We start from the raw sequence: 18,581 nt of genomic DNA on the forward strand, positions 1-18,581 counted from the left end.
AAGAATTGATATAGGGTGTCAGGTTTCAGATTAAAACTTCTTTTCTCTGAAGTTGACTTTGACACCCTCATTATTGGGAGAATTTTTCAATTATTGTTGTTTATGTAATATGTAGTGTTCTGCCAACTCACCGGTTATTTCTTGCTTGTCCCGATCAAGGGCAGTCAGCGTATTCTCGCCTACTTTATAGTAATTCTTTTCTGTTCCATTCTGCAGAGTTATCAGGTTACCTTCGATGGTATAGTTTCCCTTATCGGTGAAGGTGGCATCTTTTCTGTCGATGTATTCTGAGACAAGAGTAAATGTCTTATCCTTGTTCAGCGTAAGGGTGATGTTGATACCCGGGCAATCTGCAGCAGGGAATGTTCCGGTGTAAGTCCCATCGTAGTCCAATGCGTTTTCTGCATTATGCATATCGGTGACTTCGGTATCGGCAGCAATAGTAGTATTGTCTGTACTCTTTTTGTTACTGTTGCATGCAGCAATCAATAGGCAGGCGCAGGCCAGCATGAAAATTTTCTTCATAAGTCTTTCTTTTTAGGTTTATAAAACAAATTCAGACCTCTTTGGGTTTATGTCTGTTTTTTATCTCTTTCAGTCTTGCATATACATGTGTACGGCTGAGGGTTATCTGTCGGCGATAGACAATGCAAGTAGTGAGGAAATAAATGCCCGCTTGTAGCCATAGGGTGTGATACTCTGTGGCAACATCGGGCAGTGTAGCCCCCATATTATTGATTCGTACAAAGCCGTTGATGCCGAAAGTGGAGGGAAATATCCATGAAACAACTTTCCAAAACTCAGGAATGGCGGAACCGGGCCATGAAATGCCCGAAATGAATAGCAACGGCACGGAAGTGAATACATATATCATCATGCAGGCTTCGCGGTGGTGGATAAAGATAGAGCAAGTCATCGCAAAGAAAATGCATGCCAATATATAAGGTAGTACAAAAGCGAAAAGTGTGCCTGCCTGTGCTATCTGCACCAGACTGAACATCTTGGGTACCAGACAAAGCATATAGACCGACATGATGACGTAAATCATGAAATAGGTAAGTGACTTGCCCAATACAATGCGGAGTGTGCCGTGATAATGGCGGCTTAAAGGAACTAAGTCGCGGAAACGGTTGGTTTCACGGGCTGTTCCGGCAGATAAACCGATACCCAGCAGCAGGGTTTGCTGAATGATGAGCATCAATACGGCAGGAATCAGAAAGCCGGCAAATCCGTTTTGCGGGTTGAAGATAGAGATGTCTTCATACTCGATGGGTGAGGAGCTGACTTCGTCCTGACGCTCGGTGGTGTTGCCGGAGCGTTCTATCTTTATCTGCTTGTTCATGGTCAGCGATGCATTGGTATTGGCAGTCAGCATGGCTTTGTAGTATAACATTCCGCTCATGTCGCAGTAAAGTGTGACGCGGGTCTGGATGCCTTTGGCAATATCTCGGCTGAAGCTTTCGGGAATATAAATGATGCCATATGCTTTTCCCTCCTTCAGCAATGCCTTGGCCTCTTCCATATCCGCACAATGAGAAACAATGTGGAGGTCGGGACCGGCATCCACCAATCGCAGATACTCCCGGCTGAGCGTGGAACGGTTATTGTCTACTACCACTGCTGGTACTTCGCGGACGGTTTCGTTCGTATATATAAAGGTATAAAGTAGTGGATATCCCAATGGAACCAAGATAAAGAAAATCAATACACCTTGGTCTTTTACCACAGCCTTCAGCTCTTGCCACCAGATATAGAACAGGTCTGCAATGCCTTCCGAAACTATCTCTTTGAATCTCTTCTCTTTCATAACCGGTTAGTTTTTTAAGGGATATATACATAGTGCAATAGCACGGTGCGAAGCCTTTTCAGTATGAAGAAAGGCAATAGCATGAAAAGCATCAATGCTACTACCGAATGCCATGCATAAATCAAGGGATAGCCGTTGAGTGCCAGGTTGACGTAGATGAGGAAGTAATGCCGTAGCGGAAACAGACAGGCTAATCCCTGCAACACAGGATTCATAGCCATGACGGGAAAGCTCATTCCTGAAATGGAGAAGGAAATGACTCCCCATAGCGAAGCTGTGCTTAAAGCAAGCCGCATGGTGGTGAACAGTCCGAACAAGAAAATGCCAAAGGCTTGTGATGCCAATACCAGCAACAGTCCTGCCAAGAGCATGGGGAGGATACCGCTGTTGCACGGATAATGCAGGAATCCATACAGGTATACATTATAAAAGGTGGCCATGATAAAGAATATGAGGGTCTGTGGCAACAGTTTGCCGGATAGAGCCAAAGTGACGGAATTATCGGCCATTTGCATCCATTCTTTCTGGGTATTGCCTTTTATTTCACTTCCGATGGTATAGATGGTGGTCATGAATATCAGTAACATCAAGATACCCGGTATAATGGTATTGCTCAGGTAAACGGAATAGTTCAACCATGGGTTGTTCAGTATGTGAGAATCAATGACAATAGGTTGCAGGAAAGCCACGGCTTGGTCGTCGGTAGCACCCTTGGCACGCAAAGTGGCGCGACCGATGGCACCGCTTGCCAGTTCGGACATGGTGCGTTGGTCTTTATAAAGCAGTGAGCCGGCTACCAGATAAGAATAATTGGTATAAAAAGAAACCTTGGGCTGACGACTGGCAAGTGCCTTTGCCGTTGTACCTTCAGGAATAAAGTAAAAAGCATAAATCTTTCCTTCCTGCATGGCTTTGCGCGCATCGGCAAAGCCGGCATAATGTGCCACAATTTTGGTTTGCTGAAAGGCATCCAGGTTGCGGATAATGTTGCGGGTGGTTGCTGTATTGTCCAAGTCGACAACCCCTGCCGGCATATCCGTGGGAAGTCCGTTCCACATCAGCGTTGTGAAGAAGATGTAGCAGAACAAAGGAGCTATGACCATGCAAAACAGGTATAGCGGCCTTGTGGCGATGCGGAACACTTCGCGCTTGGCTATCTGGAAGATGATATGCGTTGTTCTCATTTATTTCTCTATAATGGCGCTCATTCCGGGGCGTAAGCCTTCTACTTTCTCCACAGGAACGGCTTTCACTTCAAATGTCTTCAAGTCAAACTGTCCGGTTGTTTTCGTTGCCTTCCAAGCGGCGTATGTGCCAAGGTCTTTCATGTAAGTCACTTTGAATTTCACTTCTTTATCGAATGCCGGAATAAAGGCGTTGATTTCTTCTCCCACAGTGAAGTCTTTCAAGAAATCTTCGCGCACATTGAAAGTCACCCACATATCATCCAGTCGGGCGATATTCATAATCGGAGCACCGGTGCCGACCAGCTCGCCCACTTTGGGGAATATTTCGGTCACTTCACCGTCGGCAGCAGCTGTGAGGATGGTCTCATCCATGTAGGAAGATACCTCGGCAACTGCTCCTTTGGCACGTTCCACTTGTGCGGCGGCAGCTGCTTTGTCTTCCTGCCGGGCGCCATTCTTAGCCATTTCGTACTGTGAACGGGCAGCTTTTTCGGTGGCTGCCATTGCGTCAAATTGTGCTTTGGCTTCATCGCGCTTTTGTGCGGACATCACGCCTTGCTCAAAGAGTCGGTTCACACGGTTGTATGACTTCTCGGCAATTTCTACTCCGGCTTTGGCTTTCTGCCACATTTCGAAAGCAGCTTGCAACTGTTCCCGGCGAGTCCCTCGCTGTGCCTTCTCGCTGATTGCCCGGGCTGCTTGTTCGGCAGCTTGTGCCTGCGACAGCTTTGCCATCACATCGGGAGCTTCGAGGATAACCAGGGTATCGCCGGCTTTTACCTTATCTCCTTCTTTTACACGGAGTTCAAGAATGCGTGCCGGGACTTTTCCGGACACACGGTATTCGTCTGCTTCAGCTTGTCCCTGAATAATTTCGGGACCTTTGCCCAATGTGAAGAAACCTATCAGAGACACGACTGCAATGACTGCCGTCAGTGAAATGAATGCCAGCAAAATGTTGCTGCGTTGTGTTCTTTCTGCCATATCTTGTTCTTATTTTAATGTTCCCATTGATTTGCGTAGATATACTTGAGTCAGTTTCACGTCTATCTGTGCATCTATTTTGTCCGATTGAGCCGATAACCATGCTGTTTGTGCTTCCAGTACGTTGCTGGTGGGGATAACTCCTTCACTGAATCCCAGCTTGGCATAACGGAGGTTTTCTTCCGCCTTTTCCATGTTCTTGGTAGCCATTGCCAGTTTCTTTCCGGCTTCATTTACTTTGAAGGTGGCCTGATTGACTTGCAGCTCCACCTTTTCTTTTACGTCCGACAACTGATAGCGGGCAATATTGGCTTCGGCTTTGGCGGCTTTTACCTTATACATTCCTTCGCCCCAATTCCAAATGGGTATTTTCACCATTGCTCCTACGGCCCACATACCGCGGAGTTTGTTCTCAAATCCGTTGACCAATGAAGGATTAGTCACCATATAATTGGCTGTCAGGGCTACAGTGGGCAAGAACTCGGCACGGGTGACATTGACTTTCTGTGCATATATTTTGGCAGCCAGGTCGAGGCTTCGCAGTTCTTCGCGATTGGCAAGGGCAGTGGCAACATTGTCGGAGGCCTGTGCTTCATCAGCAACCAGGAGGTTCTCTACCTCTTCGTCCGCCAATCGGATGTCCTCATTCAAGGGAATGCCGCAAAGCTGGCACAATACCATTTTAGAAAGGCTCAGTCCGTCTTCCACTTGCGTCAGTTTCATTTCGGCTTCATTTACTTTCACCTTTACGCTGAGACCATCGGCTTTGGTAGCCACTCCTTCGGCTATCATTTTGTCTATATCGCTGTCCAATTGCTGTACCAGTCGGAGATAACTTTCCGCCAGCTTTTTCTTGTTTACCAATGAGATGACCTGCCAATAGGCTTGGTCGGTACCGAGAATGATGTCCTGCATGCCGGTGGCATGTTGTGATTGGGCCAGTTGTTCGGCATATCGGGTTATCTTGTTGTAGGCTGCAATTTTGCCTCCCATAAAGATGGGTTGGGTGAGAGTGACGGCACCTGCATACATATTGCGGGTATCGGTGTGCAACGCATCGACCAGCCCTTGCCCTATGCCATTCAGTTTGTTCCCTATGCCGGGGATGAGCGGAGCCAGCGGCTGGAGCAGGGCGCCCAGTTCGGGGCTGGAAGCGGCCAGTTGTTGGAAAGTTTCTTGGATAGACCCTTGTGCGGCGGTTCCTATGTTGCCGATAGCTCCTTTCTGGTCATTGCTTAATAAGGAGATTTCTTTTTGGGTGCGCATATACGTTCCCATAGCGGCAATCTTGGGCAGGTAGTTCGTAAAAGCAGCTTTCTTTTCATAATGCGCCACATTTATTTTCTCGGCGGATATGCGTAGCTCTTTGTTGCTCTTTAGTGCCATAGCACGACAACTATCCAATGTCAGTGTGTGTTGGGCTGAAACCCCTACTGATACCCATATAGACAGGACAAAACCGAAAATTCTCTTCATCTTAGTGTTGTTGCTAATGTGTTTAAAGTTGCTTATGCAACGATGCAAAGATACGACTAAAATGTGAATAGGCAATATCAGCCGAATAAAAAGATATAAAAAAAAGGAGTGTGTCAAAACTAAACCGGTCTATCCCATCGTCAGCTGTAGGGGCAGGGTTTGCCTGCCCGAAGACACAAAGCAAACTGTTTTCGGACGAGCGAGTCTCGCCCCTACAAACTAAACGACAGCATTATCCACGTTTTGACACACTCCCTTTTTATAATACAATAAAGGAATTTATTTCATGCTGAATGCCTGTTGCCCTATCATGGTTCCTTCGGCAAAGATATACACATGGTAAGTGCCTGCCGGAAGGTATTCTTCCACATCCCAGTAAACAGTCACGTTTTGTTCCTCTCCTGTATACTCTATATATTTCTTGATAGAATAAGTCAGTTCGCGGTTCTCGTATGGGAATGTGTTGGATGCATTTTTGGTCAACACATCGTTATCCGGTTTGGCTATGCGTATATATAAGGTGCGTTCGCCTGTTTTGGCGGTGATGTTTTTGACGATAGTGAAGGAAACAGCTATCTTCTTTACATCTTTCACCTTCTTGGCTGTTTTTCCCCGCTTGTTTTTGGGAAGTACAGTGATGGCGGTTGCATCCAGTTGCGATGCTAACGTCACCTTTTCGTTCAGGTTCTTTTTCTCCTGAGACAGATTGCTGATTTGGCGGGTTGCCTGCGTATATTTCTGTTTTACTTCTTGGTTTTCTTCTGCCAAAGCCTGATTGAGCTTGTTCAGTGAATCGATTTGGATGACATAGGTGCGCAATACGGCGCGGACAGTCTTCAGCTCCTTTTTCAGTCGCATGATTTCGGCGGCATTGCTTGTTTTTACCTGGCGCAACTCTTCCAGCAGTCGTTGAGTCTTCAATTTCTCACTTTCCAGTCTTTCGCGCAGGGAGTCATTGTTGATTTGCACCTGAAGCTCATCATATTGCGTTGCAAAAGTGGTGTACTCATTCTCCATTTCCAACTTTTCGACAGCAAAGAGTTCGCTCATTTCTTTATTCTCCTTTGCCTGATGGAAAGCATAGAAAGAAACTCCGCCGATGATAATAATCAGCAGAATAATGACAATAATCAGTTTTTTGCTCTTATCCATAGTGTTACATTGAATTTTGGGCAAAAGTACAATATTTTGTGCATACTGCCCGAAAATAATTATGGAAATTTTTCCCTAATTCGGAATATCATTGTAACTTTGCAGTGCTTTTAAGAACACGATTTTATTATCAACTTTAAATAAAATAGAGATTATGTCAAAAGTAACCGTAGTAGGCGCAGGTAACGTAGGTGCTACATGTGCAAATGTTCTTGCTTTTAACGAAGTGGCAGACGAAGTAGTAATGCTGGACGTTAAAGAAGGTGTATCGGAAGGTAAAGCAATGGATATGATGCAGACAGCTCAGTTGTTGGGCTTCGACACAAACATTGTTGGTTGCACTAACGATTATGAAAAAACAGCAAACTCTGATGTTGTTGTTATCACTTCAGGTATTCCTCGTAAGCCGGGTATGACTCGTGAAGAACTGATTGGTGTTAATGCAGGTATCGTTAAATCTGTAGCTCAGAACATTCTGAAATATTCTCCTGACGCTATCATCGTTGTTATTTCTAACCCGATGGATACTATGACTTATTTGTCATTGAAAGCTTTGGGCTTGCCGAAGAACAGAATCATCGGTATGGGTGGTGCTTTGGATAGCTCACGTTTCAAATATTTCTTGTCTCAGGCTTTGGGTTGCAATGCAAACGAAGTGGAAGGTATGGTAATCGGTGGTCATGGTGATACTACTATGATTCCTTTGACTCGCTTCGCTACTTACAAAGGTATGCCTGTTTCTAACTTCTTGTCTGAAGAAAAATTGCAGGAAGTTGCTGCCGCTACTATGGTAGGTGGTGCTACTCTGACTAAGTTGCTGGGTACTTCTGCATGGTACGCTCCGGGTGCAGCCGGTGCATTCGTGGTTGAATCTATCATCCACAATCAGGGTAAGATGGTTCCTTGTTCGGTTTATTTGGAAGGCGAATACGGTGAATCAGACATTTGCTGTGGCGTTCCTGTAATCTTGGGCAAGAATGGTATTGAAAAGATCGTTGAATTGCCTTTGAACGAAGAAGAAAAAGCTAAATTTGCTGCAAGTGCTGCTGCTGTTCGTAAGACTAACGCTGCTTTGCACGAAGTAGGTGCTCTTTAATCCAAACAATATATATTAGTAAAAGGGACTGTCTGGCAAAACGGACAGTCTCTTTTTTTATATCCCTGTCTCCTTGGTTGCTTTCCTTTGTCATTTCCTTGCATTTTTTCTAGGTTGTTCCTTCGGACAGGGTAAGCGTTTGCTTACCTTGGGTTAAGCCTTTTTCTGCGTCCGGTTATTACGTTCTGCTGCCGCAGGACGTATATCCCACTGTAATGGGACGTACGTTCCACTGTAGCAGGACGTACGTTCCACTGCCGCAGGACGTAATAATCTGCCGTTCAAAAAGACTTAGCCGTCCGTAGGAAAGGGCTTATTCTTTCCTTTGTTGTGAGACAGGTATATATGGATATTGCTTTTATTTGATGCCGATGAAGATGGCGGGAATCTCATTGTTTCCGCTTGTCCAATGTTTGAGTTCGTATTCGGGGTAGAGGAGGGAGTTTGTGTCCACCCATTCATTGAGGGAAGATAAAACGGATTTGCCGTTCGAGCCGATGAAGTTTGCATCATAACTGTAGGTATTTGTCATTTGACTTTCCTTGAGTCCGGTTTTTTTTCCACTGTAATATTTGTAAAAGCAATGTTCGGTTCTGCTGGAATTGGCTTCTCCGGTGATTATGCCAAATGAACTTTGATTTGAAGAACAATCCACATAACAGTTGATGACTGTTAAAGAATTTGCATTCCCTTTACCATATATTCCACCGGCACTGGCTCCGGTAGTATTGTTTTTTATAGTGTCATTAACAAAGAAACTATTTATTATTTTCCCGCTTGCTTCTCCTGCTGCTCCTCCGGCACTTTGCGATTCCAGGTGACAAGACACAACAGAACAGTTTACAATGGTTCCGGTTGAAAAAGCCGCTATACCACCGGAACGGGCATTGGATTTTACCGTCGATTTCTGAATTGAACAATTTATGATATAGCCTTTATTGTAACCTACCAGTATGCCGGCGTCCGACTTTCTTTGAGCATTGGGCTTTGCTCCCTTTATGCAAAGATTTTTAATCATAGCATTTTCTGATGTATGACCGAAGAGTCCGCTTTTTCCCGAACTGGTATTGGGAAGAGTGAGATTGCAGATGCTGAATCCTTGTCCGTCAAAGATGTCTTTATATTCTAATGTTTTACCGTCCATTCCTATAGGCTTCATCCGTTTACAATCCTCGTCCGTCAATTCAATATCATTCAGAAGCCTATAAGTGGTAACGCCGTCTTTGGTGATGCCGAAGTCGCTCAGCGATTTACCATTGTATTCTTTATTATTGATTAATAAACTGAATGCAATCAAATCTTCAGCAGAGGAAATGCCAATATTCGATTGTTCATCAAGAATCTTGATATTGCATGTATATTCGTAATTGCTTAAGAAATCTTGTGGGTTCAATTCTTTGACAAAGCTCGCATGATTGGTGATAATCTCGACCTTCAAACCGATATTCTCGCTCGGAGGAATGATAAATGAATAGCTTTCGGAAGCATCTCCGGGGGTGATGGTCGTATGGCTTTGTTCTGCATCAAGTTTCAGGTCTGCCGTGGCAGGAATAATCTTGTCGACAATGACAGGAGTTGTCAGTCTGATTTCTTTTATTTCTCCTTGTAATTCTTCACTGATGTGAAAGGTGAGGCGGGAAAATAGATGCTTAAATTGAAAACCGATTCCCCGTCCGGCCTCGAATCTGTCTTTTATGTAGAGCACGTCTTCCAATCGTCCTTCCGGGTACAGGTCATCATACAGATTGTCCTTATAAGTGGGGTATAAGGCAACAATATCGGTCGTCCCCGATAAATCAGTCCATGCGATGGGTAAGTCGCTTTCCCACACATCTCCCGAATAGGTGAAAATTTGGTTCTCTAATTGCAGACTTCCGGTGGCATTCAGCACTGCCCGGCTGCCTGAAGGCAATGAAGTGGTGTTTGTCGGATTATTGATAAACCGGCAGCAGTTGCCTGTGATTATGCTTCTATCGCTTTGGATAAAATCAGTAAGGTTATCGGAACAGGCGCAGAAGACTGATGCCGATAACCCCAATAGTAAATGAGTGTATTTCAATTTGTTCGTTTGTTTAGGCTGATTGTTGTCATGCTTCCTCCGGGATAGAAAACTCCTTGTCGGCAAACAGTTCCATCAGTCCTGATATCTGTTTCAGACGTAATAGTTCGTCGGCATCCATTCCGATATATTTCTTAATCCATTCGTCGCTCATTCCGGCTTTAGTGAGCTCTGCCACAATGTCGACCATCAGTTCGACGCTATGAGTGCCGCGGGCACGGTTATGGCGAATGGTACTTGCCATTCGGTTAGACAAGTCTTTCTCAATAACCACCACCGGCAATAATCCTTTTTCGCGTTCGAATACCCGTTTGGAAGTCCTGAGAACGCAGTAACGGTGATAGCCGTCTACGAGTTCGTAAACATCTTCATCCGGGATATAATAACAAACACAAGGCATGGTGTATCCGTCTTCCCAAATGCTAAGCTCGAGCAGCTTCATTTCGGGGGGCGCTACATGGTTGGGGTTATAACTGTTGGCACGTACTTTCTCTACCGGTACACGGCGTACATGATATACAGGACTCTCGTATTCTTTTTTCATCTCATGATATTTTTGTATTTTTGCATTACTTTATCTCTTCTCTGCTTTTCCTTTTTGGTCAGGGCAAATCCCATGTATTTGCAAACATGGTCATTCTTCAGGATACATATACACATACGTTTGTAAGTTGGAATTTCCTTGAATTCGGGTATATCTATGTCGTCCAGATAATCCATTTGTACAGGCAGTTTATCTGTCTTATAGTTGGTTGTTTTCTGTACATGCATATTGATGCCTAACTCATTTAATTTGCGTATGGTTTCCAAGCTGAGGCATCCTCCCCGATATTTCCAGAATTCTCTGCTTACCCTTAACTTTTCAAGATAGGCGTTTTTCATATCTTCGGGGAGTGTTTCCAGTAGAAAATACATATACTCTCTCCATGTATAGCCTTTGGGGAGTTTTATGCTTTGCCAGCCCATGGCACGGGTTCCTCCGTAGATGCCGGTGAAGTTTACGCCATTTACCCGGCCCAACATTCTTCCCCATGTATTGGGGTCGATGGCTTTGTAAAGTTTCAGGGTTTCCTGTGCTGTACTTAAAAAAGGGCTGGCAACGCGTTGCTTGTCCAAGGGGACTCCTGCCTTATAATATAGTTCATAGAGCTGATTGAAGGGCCATTTGAAGCGTGCATAAGCCACCCATATATCTTCGGTACGCCAATCATAAATGGGGTAAAGGTTGAAGAGGTCGTATCCTATTCTGCGTGACCATTTTAAATTATGATATGTGAACAGGCGATTGTTGCTGTAAATAGTCCTCCAGCGGTCGAGGCTTTCCTGTGTTCGGATACCTACGAGGCAGGCAGTGCGTACGGCATCCTTTTTTTTATGATACCATCTTCCGAATTCCACTTGAAAATTGTAATCCCACATTTCGTCGTTATAAAAAGGGAAGTCTTCCTTCTTATAGCAATTCTTCGGCATCGGACGCACCCAGTTGGCATGCATCTCTTCATCCCAGGGACGCCAGAACTGTTGGTACATGGATGCACAGGTAACGACTTTGAATGGTACGCATACATGATAGATTTCCAGAATATCCAAATTCTGCCTGAATGTTTCTTCCACATAATCCGTCGTCATTTTGTATTGTGCCTCATAGTCCATGTGGAAGACGCCTATTTTTCTATTCAGATTATGTTTACGGATATAATCAATGCATAGGTTGAGTAAGACCCCGCTATCCTTGCCTCCCGAAAAGGAGACATAAATATTATCAAATTCGTCAAAAATAAATTTAAGTCGCTTTTGTATCAGTTCGTAAACATTTTCGGTATTGGTTCCCTTTTTCTTCATTTTTTGTCGTGGTTGGTATATATCATTTTAATATAATTGGTCCATTGGTGTTCCGGCTCAAACCCCAATTTCTTGAATATGTCCAAGTGCTTGGATAATACAATCGCAGTTATATCTTTTTTTATATCAATTTGGCAAAAAAGGAGTTTCAGTAATTCTCCGTCGTCTTCTTTAAGATAGTAGTTATTAATAACAGAAGTGCTTTTTTTGTTTTCCACAGGCAGAAAGCCCATTACTTCTTCTTGATCGTTTACTGCAATATACCATTGATGATTTGCCGTAGTCTTGAATGGATAATTGTTATTAGCCTTCAGTACTTTCGGATTCATCACTAACGGACCGATTAATGGGTATAAATCAGTGTCCAGACCTTTCAGTTGTATTACTTTCATAGAATATCAATTTATGAGCTTTTCAAATTGGTACAAATTTATAAATAAACTTTGGAATTTTCAATAAAAAACGCTGCCATACCTTCACAGGCGGGCAGCGCAAGCTACAATACAAAATACAAATACAACTAAACGAGATATTTTTTTATGCTAATAGAATGCTTTATACAATTCCTTGAGCCATCATTGCGTGAGCTACTTTCATAAAGCCTGCAATGTTTGCTCCTTTCACATAGTTGATGTATCCGTCGGGTTCTGTTCCGTACTTCACGCATTGTTCATGGATGCCATACATAATCTGATGCAATTTATCATCCACTTCTTTTGCGCTCCAACTCATGTGCATTGCATTTTGACTCATTTCCAAACCTGATGTTGCTACGCCGCCTGCATTGACTGCCTTACCCGGTGCATAAAGCATCTTGTTTTCGATAAATGCGTCAATAGCTTCGGGAGTACAACCCATGTTTGATATTTCTCCAATGCAAAGAACGGAATTTTTTATTAAATTGCAAGCATCTTCGCCATTTAATTCATTTTGAGTTGCACAAGGCAGTGCAATATCTACTTTTACTTCCCATGGACGACGTCCTGCAACGAATTTGGCATTCGGATATTTTTCTGCATAAGGAGCTACGATGTCATTGCCTGACGCACGCAATTCCAGCATATAGTCTATTTTATCACCACTGATACCGTCCGGGTCATAAACATATCCGTCCGGACCGGAGATAGTCACCACTTTGGCTCCTAATTCGGTTGCCTTGGTTACAGCACCCCATGCCACGTTACCGAAACCGGAAACAGCTACGGTTTTACCTTTAATGTCAATACCTTTATTCTTAAGCATTTGGTTTACAAAATATAAGCCGCCGAATCCGGTTGCTTCGGGACGGATTAATGAACCGCCGAATTCCAAACCTTTGCCGGTAAATGTACCTGTAAATTCGCGGGTGAGCTTTTTGTACATACCAAACATGTAGCCGACTTCACGACCGCCTACACCGATATCTCCGGCCGGTACATCCATATCGGGACCTACATGACGCCATAATTCAAGCATGAATGCCTGGCAGAAGCGCATGATTTCGGCATCACTCTTACCACGAGGTGAGAAGTCGGAACCGCCTTTACCTCCGCCCATGGGCAATGTTGTCAATGCGTTTTTAAATGTTTGTTCGAATCCCAAGAATTTCAGTATGGAGAGATTGACCGATGCATGGAAACGAATGCCGCCTTTGTACGGACCGATGGCATTGTTGAACTGTACGCGGTAACCTAAGTTTACCTGTACCTTGCCTTTATCATCCACCCAAGGCACCTTAAATGTAAAGATACGGTCCGGTTCCACCAATCTTTCGATAAGTGATGCCTTTTCAAATTCCGGGTGTTGATTGTATATGTCTTGAATAGAAAGCAGCACCTCTTTAACTGCCTGCAAGTACTCTGATTCACCAGGGTGTTTAGCTTCAAGAGAAGCCATGATTTGATTGATATCCATAATAGTTTGCATTTAAGGTTTTGACAAAATGAAATTCATTTCTGATGCAAAGGTATGTTTTTATCCGACTTGGCAAAATATTTTTGCGGAAAAATTAGGGTTACTATAATAAAAAGTTAATAGGGGGCTTTCCTCCTTTATTTCCAAAAGTTCTTTTTTCTTGCAAATAAGTTGCATAAGACAATATTATTAACGTATTTTGCTATTACATTATCTGTGTAAATCTAAGAATTATGCTCAGCAAGTTAAAATTAAATCAATTGTATTTCAAGGATACTTCGTTCGTAAACCTTATGACTAAACGAATATTCAATGTCCTTTTGGTTGCTAATCCGTATGATGCTTTTATGTTGGAAGATGACGGACGAATCGATGAAAAGATATTTAATGAATACATGAACCTCAGCCTTCGTTATCCTCCTCGTTTTACACAGGTATCTACCGAAGAGGAGACTTGGAAGCAATTGGCGAATACTACATTCGATCTTGTCATCTGTATGCCGGGTACTGATAACAGTGATACGTTTGAGATTGCCCGCAGCATTAAAAACAAGTATTCCCATATTCCGTTGGTGGTGCTGACTCCGTTTTCTCATGGCATTACAGCACGTATGGAACACGAAGACTTGAGTATTTTTGAGTATGTGTTTTGTTGGTTGGGAAACACTGATTTGCTGGTGTCTATCATTAAATTGATAGAAGACAAGATGAATTTGGAGCATGATGTAAAAGAGGTCGGGGTACAGATGATTATGCTGGTGGAAGACTCTATCCGTTTTTATTCTTCCGTGTTACCTAATTTATATAAGTTTGTTTTGAAACAAAGTCAGGAATTTGCCACTGAAGCATTGAATGCCCACCAGCGCACACTTCGTATGAGGGGACGTCCCAAAATTGTTCTGACACGCACATACGAAGAGGCAATGGACTTATATAACAAATATGAGAAGAATGTATTGGGAATCATTACCGATGCACGCTATCCCCGCGGTGGGGTAGTAGACCCGATGGCAGGTATAAAGTTACTTGCCGAAATTCGTTCCCGTGATCCGTTCATCCCTTTAATTCTCCAATCATCGGAAGTTGATAATAAGGTATATGCCGGCAGATACGATGCAAGTTTTGTGGATAAGAACTCCAAAAAAATGAATATAGACTTGCGTGAAATCATTTCCGAGCATTTTGGCTTTGGGGATTTTATTTTCCGTAATCCCGATACTTTTGAAGAAGTGGCGCGTGTCCGCAACTTGAAAGAGTTACAGAATATCATCTTTTCCATTCCGAAGGAATCTTTGCTTTATCACATCAGCCGCAACCACGTCTCTCGTTGGCTCTACTCCCGTGCCATGTTTCCGCCTGCCGAGTTCCTGAAACAGATTACTTGGAAGTCTTTGCAGGACATAGATGCGCATCGCCGGATAATTTTCGAAGCGATTGTGAAGTATCGTAAGATGAAGAATCAAGGCGTGGTGGCGGTATTTCAGCGTGACCGTTTTGACCGTTATTCCAATTTTGCCCGTATCGGTGAAGGGTCTTTGGGAGGGAAAGGACGCGGACTTGCTTTTATAGACAATATGGTAAAGCGTCATATCGAATTCGATGAATTTGAAAATGCTACTGTCGTAATACCTAAAACGGTAGTGCTCTGTACCGATATTTTTGACGAATTCATGGATACCAACGGACTGTATCAGGTGGCTTTGAGTGATGCGGATGACGATACGATATTGAAAGCTTTTCTTCGTGCCAAGCTGCCCGACCGTTTGGTGGAGGACTTTTTTGCATTCTTTGATGTGGTGAAGTCTCCGATAGCCATCCGTTCTTCCAGTTTGTTGGAAGATTCCCATTATCAACCTTTTGCAGGTATTTACTCTACCTATATGATTCCCTATTTGGAAGATAAGTATGAGATGCTGCGTATGTTGAGCGATGCCATAAAAGGTGTTTATGCCTCGGTTTATTATAGAGACAGCAAAGCCTATATGCAGGCTACCAGCAATGTCATCGATCAGGAAAAGATGGCTGTAATTTTGCAGGAAGTGGTGGGAACACAATATGGCGACCGTTTCTATCCTTCCATCTCCGGGGTTGCACGTTCGCTCAATTATTATCCGATTGGCGACGAGACGGCGGAAGAAGGTACGGTAAGTCTGGCATTAGGCTTGGGCAAATACATTGTAGATGGAGGACTGACTTTGCGTATCTGCCCGTATCATCCGAATCAGGTGTTGCAAACCAGTGAGATGGAGATAGCGCTTCGCGAAACCCAAACCCGGTTCTACGCACTCGATTTGAAGAATACAGGTCATAATTTCTCTTTGGATGATGGCTTTAATTTATTGAAACTCCCGGTGAAAGAAGCCGATAATGACGGAGCGTTGAACTTTATTGCGTCTACTTACGATCCATACGATATGGTGATTCGTGACGGTATTTATCCGGGAGGCAGAAAACTGATTACTTTTGCCAACGTATTGCAGCACGATGTCTTTCCATTGCCTCGCATATTGCAATTGGCTCAAGAATATGGGCAGAGTGAGATGCGTCGTCCTGTCGAGATAGAGTTTGCCGTAACGCTGAATGCACAGAAGAAGACAGGTGTATTTTATCTGTTACAAATTCGTCCGATGGTAGATATCAAGGCTGTTTTGGATGAAGACTTGAACCTTATTAAGGATGAGAATGTTTTATTAAGGAGTAATAATTCATTGGGACATGGCATTATGGAGGATATTCATGATATAATCTATGTAAAAACAGAAGGTTATACAGCTTCAAACAATCCTACCATTGCGTATGAAATAGAGAAAATGAACCGCAAATTTCTGGATGAAGGCAAACATTATATATTGGTAGGACCGGGGCGTTGGGGAAGCAGTGATTCTTGGTTGGGGATTCCTGTGAAGTGGCCTCATATTTCGGCTGCCCGTATTATAGTGGAAGCCGGTTTGACCAATTATCGTGTAGATCCGAGCCAGGGAACTCATTTTTTCCAGAATCTGACTTCTTTTGGAGTGGGTTATTTCACAATTAATTCGTATATGAATGATGGTGTATATAATCAGGACATACTCAACGCACAACCGGCGGTGGAGGAAACTCAGTTTATCAGGCATGTCCGTTTTGATAACCCTTTGATAGTGAAGATGGACGGAAAGAAGAAACAGGGAGTGGTGATGTTGCCTGAATAGTGTTCCAAATAACACAAAATATGTTCTAAATATCGAAAAAGGTGGTCGGACGTTTAACTTTTTAGTATATTTGCACGATTTTTGAGTATAAATTTAATTAACTAGAAAATGAAAAAGAATCTCTTTTATTATTTGTTTGCTGTGATATGCACAATAGGATTATTTACCTCTTGTAGCGATGATGACGAAAAGGTGGTAAACCCTATTCCACAGACAACTTTTAACAGTGAGAATGGTTTGCAACTTACTTATAACGGTGCGCCTCTGTTGGGTAAAAAAGTAACTTTCACCCCTGATGCAACCGAAGCGACTAAAGCTACTTTACGTTTAGAAGGAGAGTTTGACTTGACCGGCATCTTGAAAGGACAACGCTCGAACATGACTTCTCCGACCGGTCCCGGTGTATTTCCGGGTAGTCCTGTGACTACTTTGTCTGTCGACTTGTCTATCAACGGAAATCAATGTACTTTTTCCGGTGTTTCAGAGACAGAGTATTGCACATTTTCTTATGCAGGTAAAGTAACTGCAGGCACAATGGATTTGTCCTTTACTGATGTTACTTTGAAAAATACAGCTTTGGCCGGTACTGTTTGGAAGCCTACTCCATTGGCAAATACTGAAGACGGCGGGATGGACGAACCGATTCATTTTGTTTGGAAATCCGGCACGAAGGCTGCTATTGAAATATTCCCCGGTCATCCTTCAGAAATAGAGATAAACGATTTACTGCTCTTAGCGTTGCGCTTTCCTTTATTTGACGATGGAAGTGGAGACAGAGTCAGTGTGGAACAAATGTTGTGTTCTGTTTTAAAAGATGTGACATTAGGGGCAGATGGTAATATTGTTGCCACTTATATGGATGCTGCTAATGGCGGTACTGAATGGGTTACATCTCCTTCTAATATGGCTCAATATGTAGTGACCGGTGACAATCAATTGCTCTTGTTCCTCAATCCGCAGGCTATTATGGCGAATGTTGATAATGTTGAGAAATCTGTCAGAACGGTAGATGTAGGTGCTATCTTGCAACAAGCAATAGCTGAATTATATCCTATGTTGATTAACGGTGTACCTTTAACTTATACAAAAGAAGGTAACAGAATGAAGGTATTCTTAGGTACCGACCTATTATTGCCGTTAATGAAGAATATTGTAGCTCCGTTGTTTGAGGATGAAGAGTTCCTTAATATGGTTATTGAAGCGATGAAAAGCGATCCTCAGTTTGGTGGCATGGCGGGAATGATGGTTCCCACTTTGAAGTTATTGCCTGAAATCATCAAAAACACGACTCAATTGGAGATAGGTTTGGACTTAACTCAGGTAAAATAATCCACTACAAGAAAGGGAAAGCCAAAGCTGATTGAAAATTATTATAAACCTAAGTGTTAATTTAAAACGATGTAACAATGAAAAAGAGTGTTTTTTATTATTTGTTTGCTGTGATATGTACGGTATGTCTGTTTACAGCTTGTAGTGATGACGATGATGATGATAACAAAGTTTTGACTGTTGATAATATTGTAGGTACTTATCCCGGTGACTTGGATGTAACGCTTGCAGGAACGGAAGTAGCTAAAGATGTTGCTGCATCTATTGTTGTAACTAGAGTGGACGATAGTAAAGTGAAGGTTTCTTTATCCAACTTTACTATTCCCGGCGTATTGCCTGTTCCTATGACAATTGATGCGACATGCGATGTGGTTCCTTCGACAAACGAATTGAAGTTAAATGGTCAAACTACGATTGATATGAGTGCTCTTGGAATGGGAGAATTGGCTGTAGTTATTACAGGTGATGCTGATGGTAAAGAGCTTGATTTGGATATTGCAGTTGCTACAATGAAAGTCGTTGTTGATTTTGAAGGAAGAAAACAATAATTGTTCTTTCTGAAGAA

General features: G+C 43.1%; 15 protein-coding genes. 4 read left to right on the top strand and 11 right to left on the bottom strand.

What is annotated here, in order from left to right; all coding sequences use genetic code 11:
• Window positions 1-90: 90 nt before the first annotated feature.
• The 6 genes from HMPREF1534_RS18105 to HMPREF1534_RS18080 form a co-directional block, all read right to left on the bottom strand.
• The gene (locus HMPREF1534_RS18105; RefSeq protein ID WP_005935714.1) at window positions 91-525 is read right to left on the bottom strand and encodes a copper resistance protein NlpE; all 435 of its coding nucleotides are present in this window, start codon (window positions 523-525) and stop codon (window positions 91-93) included.
• A 31-nt stretch (window positions 526-556) separates the two neighbouring features.
• Complete coding sequence (locus HMPREF1534_RS18100; protein WP_005935717.1) at window positions 557-1,807, bottom strand: ABC transporter permease; 1,251 nt, start codon at window positions 1,805-1,807, stop codon at window positions 557-559.
• Window positions 1,808-1,821: 14 nt separating this feature from the next.
• Window positions 1,822-2,991 carry an ABC transporter permease gene (locus tag HMPREF1534_RS18095; protein WP_005935720.1) on the bottom strand — a complete coding sequence of 390 codons (1,170 nt, stop codon included), beginning with the start codon at window positions 2,989-2,991 and terminating at the stop codon, window positions 1,822-1,824.
• Window positions 2,992-3,978, bottom strand: a complete 987-nt coding sequence (locus HMPREF1534_RS18090; RefSeq protein ID WP_005935723.1) for an HlyD family secretion protein — start codon at window positions 3,976-3,978, stop codon at window positions 2,992-2,994.
• 9 nt (window positions 3,979-3,987) lie between these two features.
• Entirely contained in the window at window positions 3,988-5,454 is a 1,467-nt protein-coding gene (locus HMPREF1534_RS18085; RefSeq protein WP_005935726.1) for a TolC family protein, read from the bottom strand.
• Window positions 5,455-5,733: 279 nt separating this feature from the next.
• Window positions 5,734-6,606 (bottom strand): hypothetical protein, encoded by an 873-nt coding sequence (locus tag HMPREF1534_RS18080; protein WP_005935728.1) that lies wholly within the window; start codon window positions 6,604-6,606, stop codon window positions 5,734-5,736.
• Between the two features lie 154 nt (window positions 6,607-6,760).
• On the opposite strand from HMPREF1534_RS18080, the gene mdh reads away from it, so the two are divergent.
• Window positions 6,761-7,702 carry a malate dehydrogenase gene (gene mdh / locus HMPREF1534_RS18075; RefSeq protein ID WP_005935730.1) on the top strand — a complete coding sequence of 314 codons (942 nt, stop codon included), beginning with the start codon at window positions 6,761-6,763 and terminating at the stop codon, window positions 7,700-7,702.
• Window positions 7,703-8,060: 358 nt separating this feature from the next.
• Here the strand turns inward: mdh and HMPREF1534_RS18070 are convergent, their stop codons facing one another.
• From HMPREF1534_RS18070 to gdhA, 5 genes are all read right to left on the bottom strand, one after another.
• Window positions 8,061-9,761 (bottom strand): fimbrillin family protein, encoded by a 1,701-nt coding sequence (locus HMPREF1534_RS18070; RefSeq protein ID WP_005935732.1) that lies wholly within the window; start codon window positions 9,759-9,761, stop codon window positions 8,061-8,063.
• Between the two features lie 28 nt (window positions 9,762-9,789).
• Window positions 9,790-10,305, bottom strand: a complete 516-nt coding sequence (locus HMPREF1534_RS18065; RefSeq protein WP_005935734.1) for an IbrB-like domain-containing protein — start codon at window positions 10,303-10,305, stop codon at window positions 9,790-9,792.
• The gene (locus HMPREF1534_RS18060) at window positions 10,302-11,603 is read right to left on the bottom strand and encodes a DUF3440 domain-containing protein (RefSeq protein WP_005935736.1); all 1,302 of its coding nucleotides are present in this window, start codon (window positions 11,601-11,603) and stop codon (window positions 10,302-10,304) included. The genes HMPREF1534_RS18065 and HMPREF1534_RS18060 overlap by 4 nt, the downstream gene beginning before the upstream one ends.
• Window positions 11,600-11,995: a hypothetical protein gene (locus HMPREF1534_RS18055; RefSeq protein WP_005935738.1), complete on the bottom strand. Its 396-nt coding sequence runs from the start codon at window positions 11,993-11,995 to the stop codon at window positions 11,600-11,602. The genes HMPREF1534_RS18060 and HMPREF1534_RS18055 overlap by 4 nt, the downstream gene beginning before the upstream one ends.
• 163 nt (window positions 11,996-12,158) lie before the next feature.
• Window positions 12,159-13,496, bottom strand: a complete 1,338-nt coding sequence (gene gdhA / locus HMPREF1534_RS18050; RefSeq protein WP_005935740.1) for an NADP-specific glutamate dehydrogenase — start codon at window positions 13,494-13,496, stop codon at window positions 12,159-12,161.
• 233 nt (window positions 13,497-13,729) lie between these two features.
• Between gdhA and HMPREF1534_RS18045 the strand changes: the two genes are divergently transcribed.
• The 3 genes from HMPREF1534_RS18045 (at window position 13,730) to HMPREF1534_RS18035 (ending at window position 18,564) form a co-directional block, all read left to right on the top strand.
• Entirely contained in the window at window positions 13,730-16,687 is a 2,958-nt protein-coding gene (locus tag HMPREF1534_RS18045; protein ID WP_005935745.1) for a PEP/pyruvate-binding domain-containing protein, read from the top strand.
• Between the two features lie 108 nt (window positions 16,688-16,795).
• Entirely contained in the window at window positions 16,796-18,016 is a 1,221-nt protein-coding gene (locus HMPREF1534_RS18040) for a DUF4925 domain-containing protein (RefSeq protein ID WP_005935748.1), read from the top strand.
• Between the two features lie 77 nt (window positions 18,017-18,093).
• Entirely contained in the window at window positions 18,094-18,564 is a 471-nt protein-coding gene (locus tag HMPREF1534_RS18035; protein ID WP_005935750.1) for a calycin-like domain-containing protein, read from the top strand.
• Window positions 18,565-18,581 lie beyond the last annotated feature (17 nt).

Source organism: Phocaeicola massiliensis B84634 = Timone 84634 = DSM 17679 = JCM 13223, assembly GCF_000382445.1.
In the GTDB taxonomy this organism is placed as follows: Bacteria; Bacteroidota; Bacteroidia; order Bacteroidales; family Bacteroidaceae; genus Phocaeicola; species Phocaeicola massiliensis.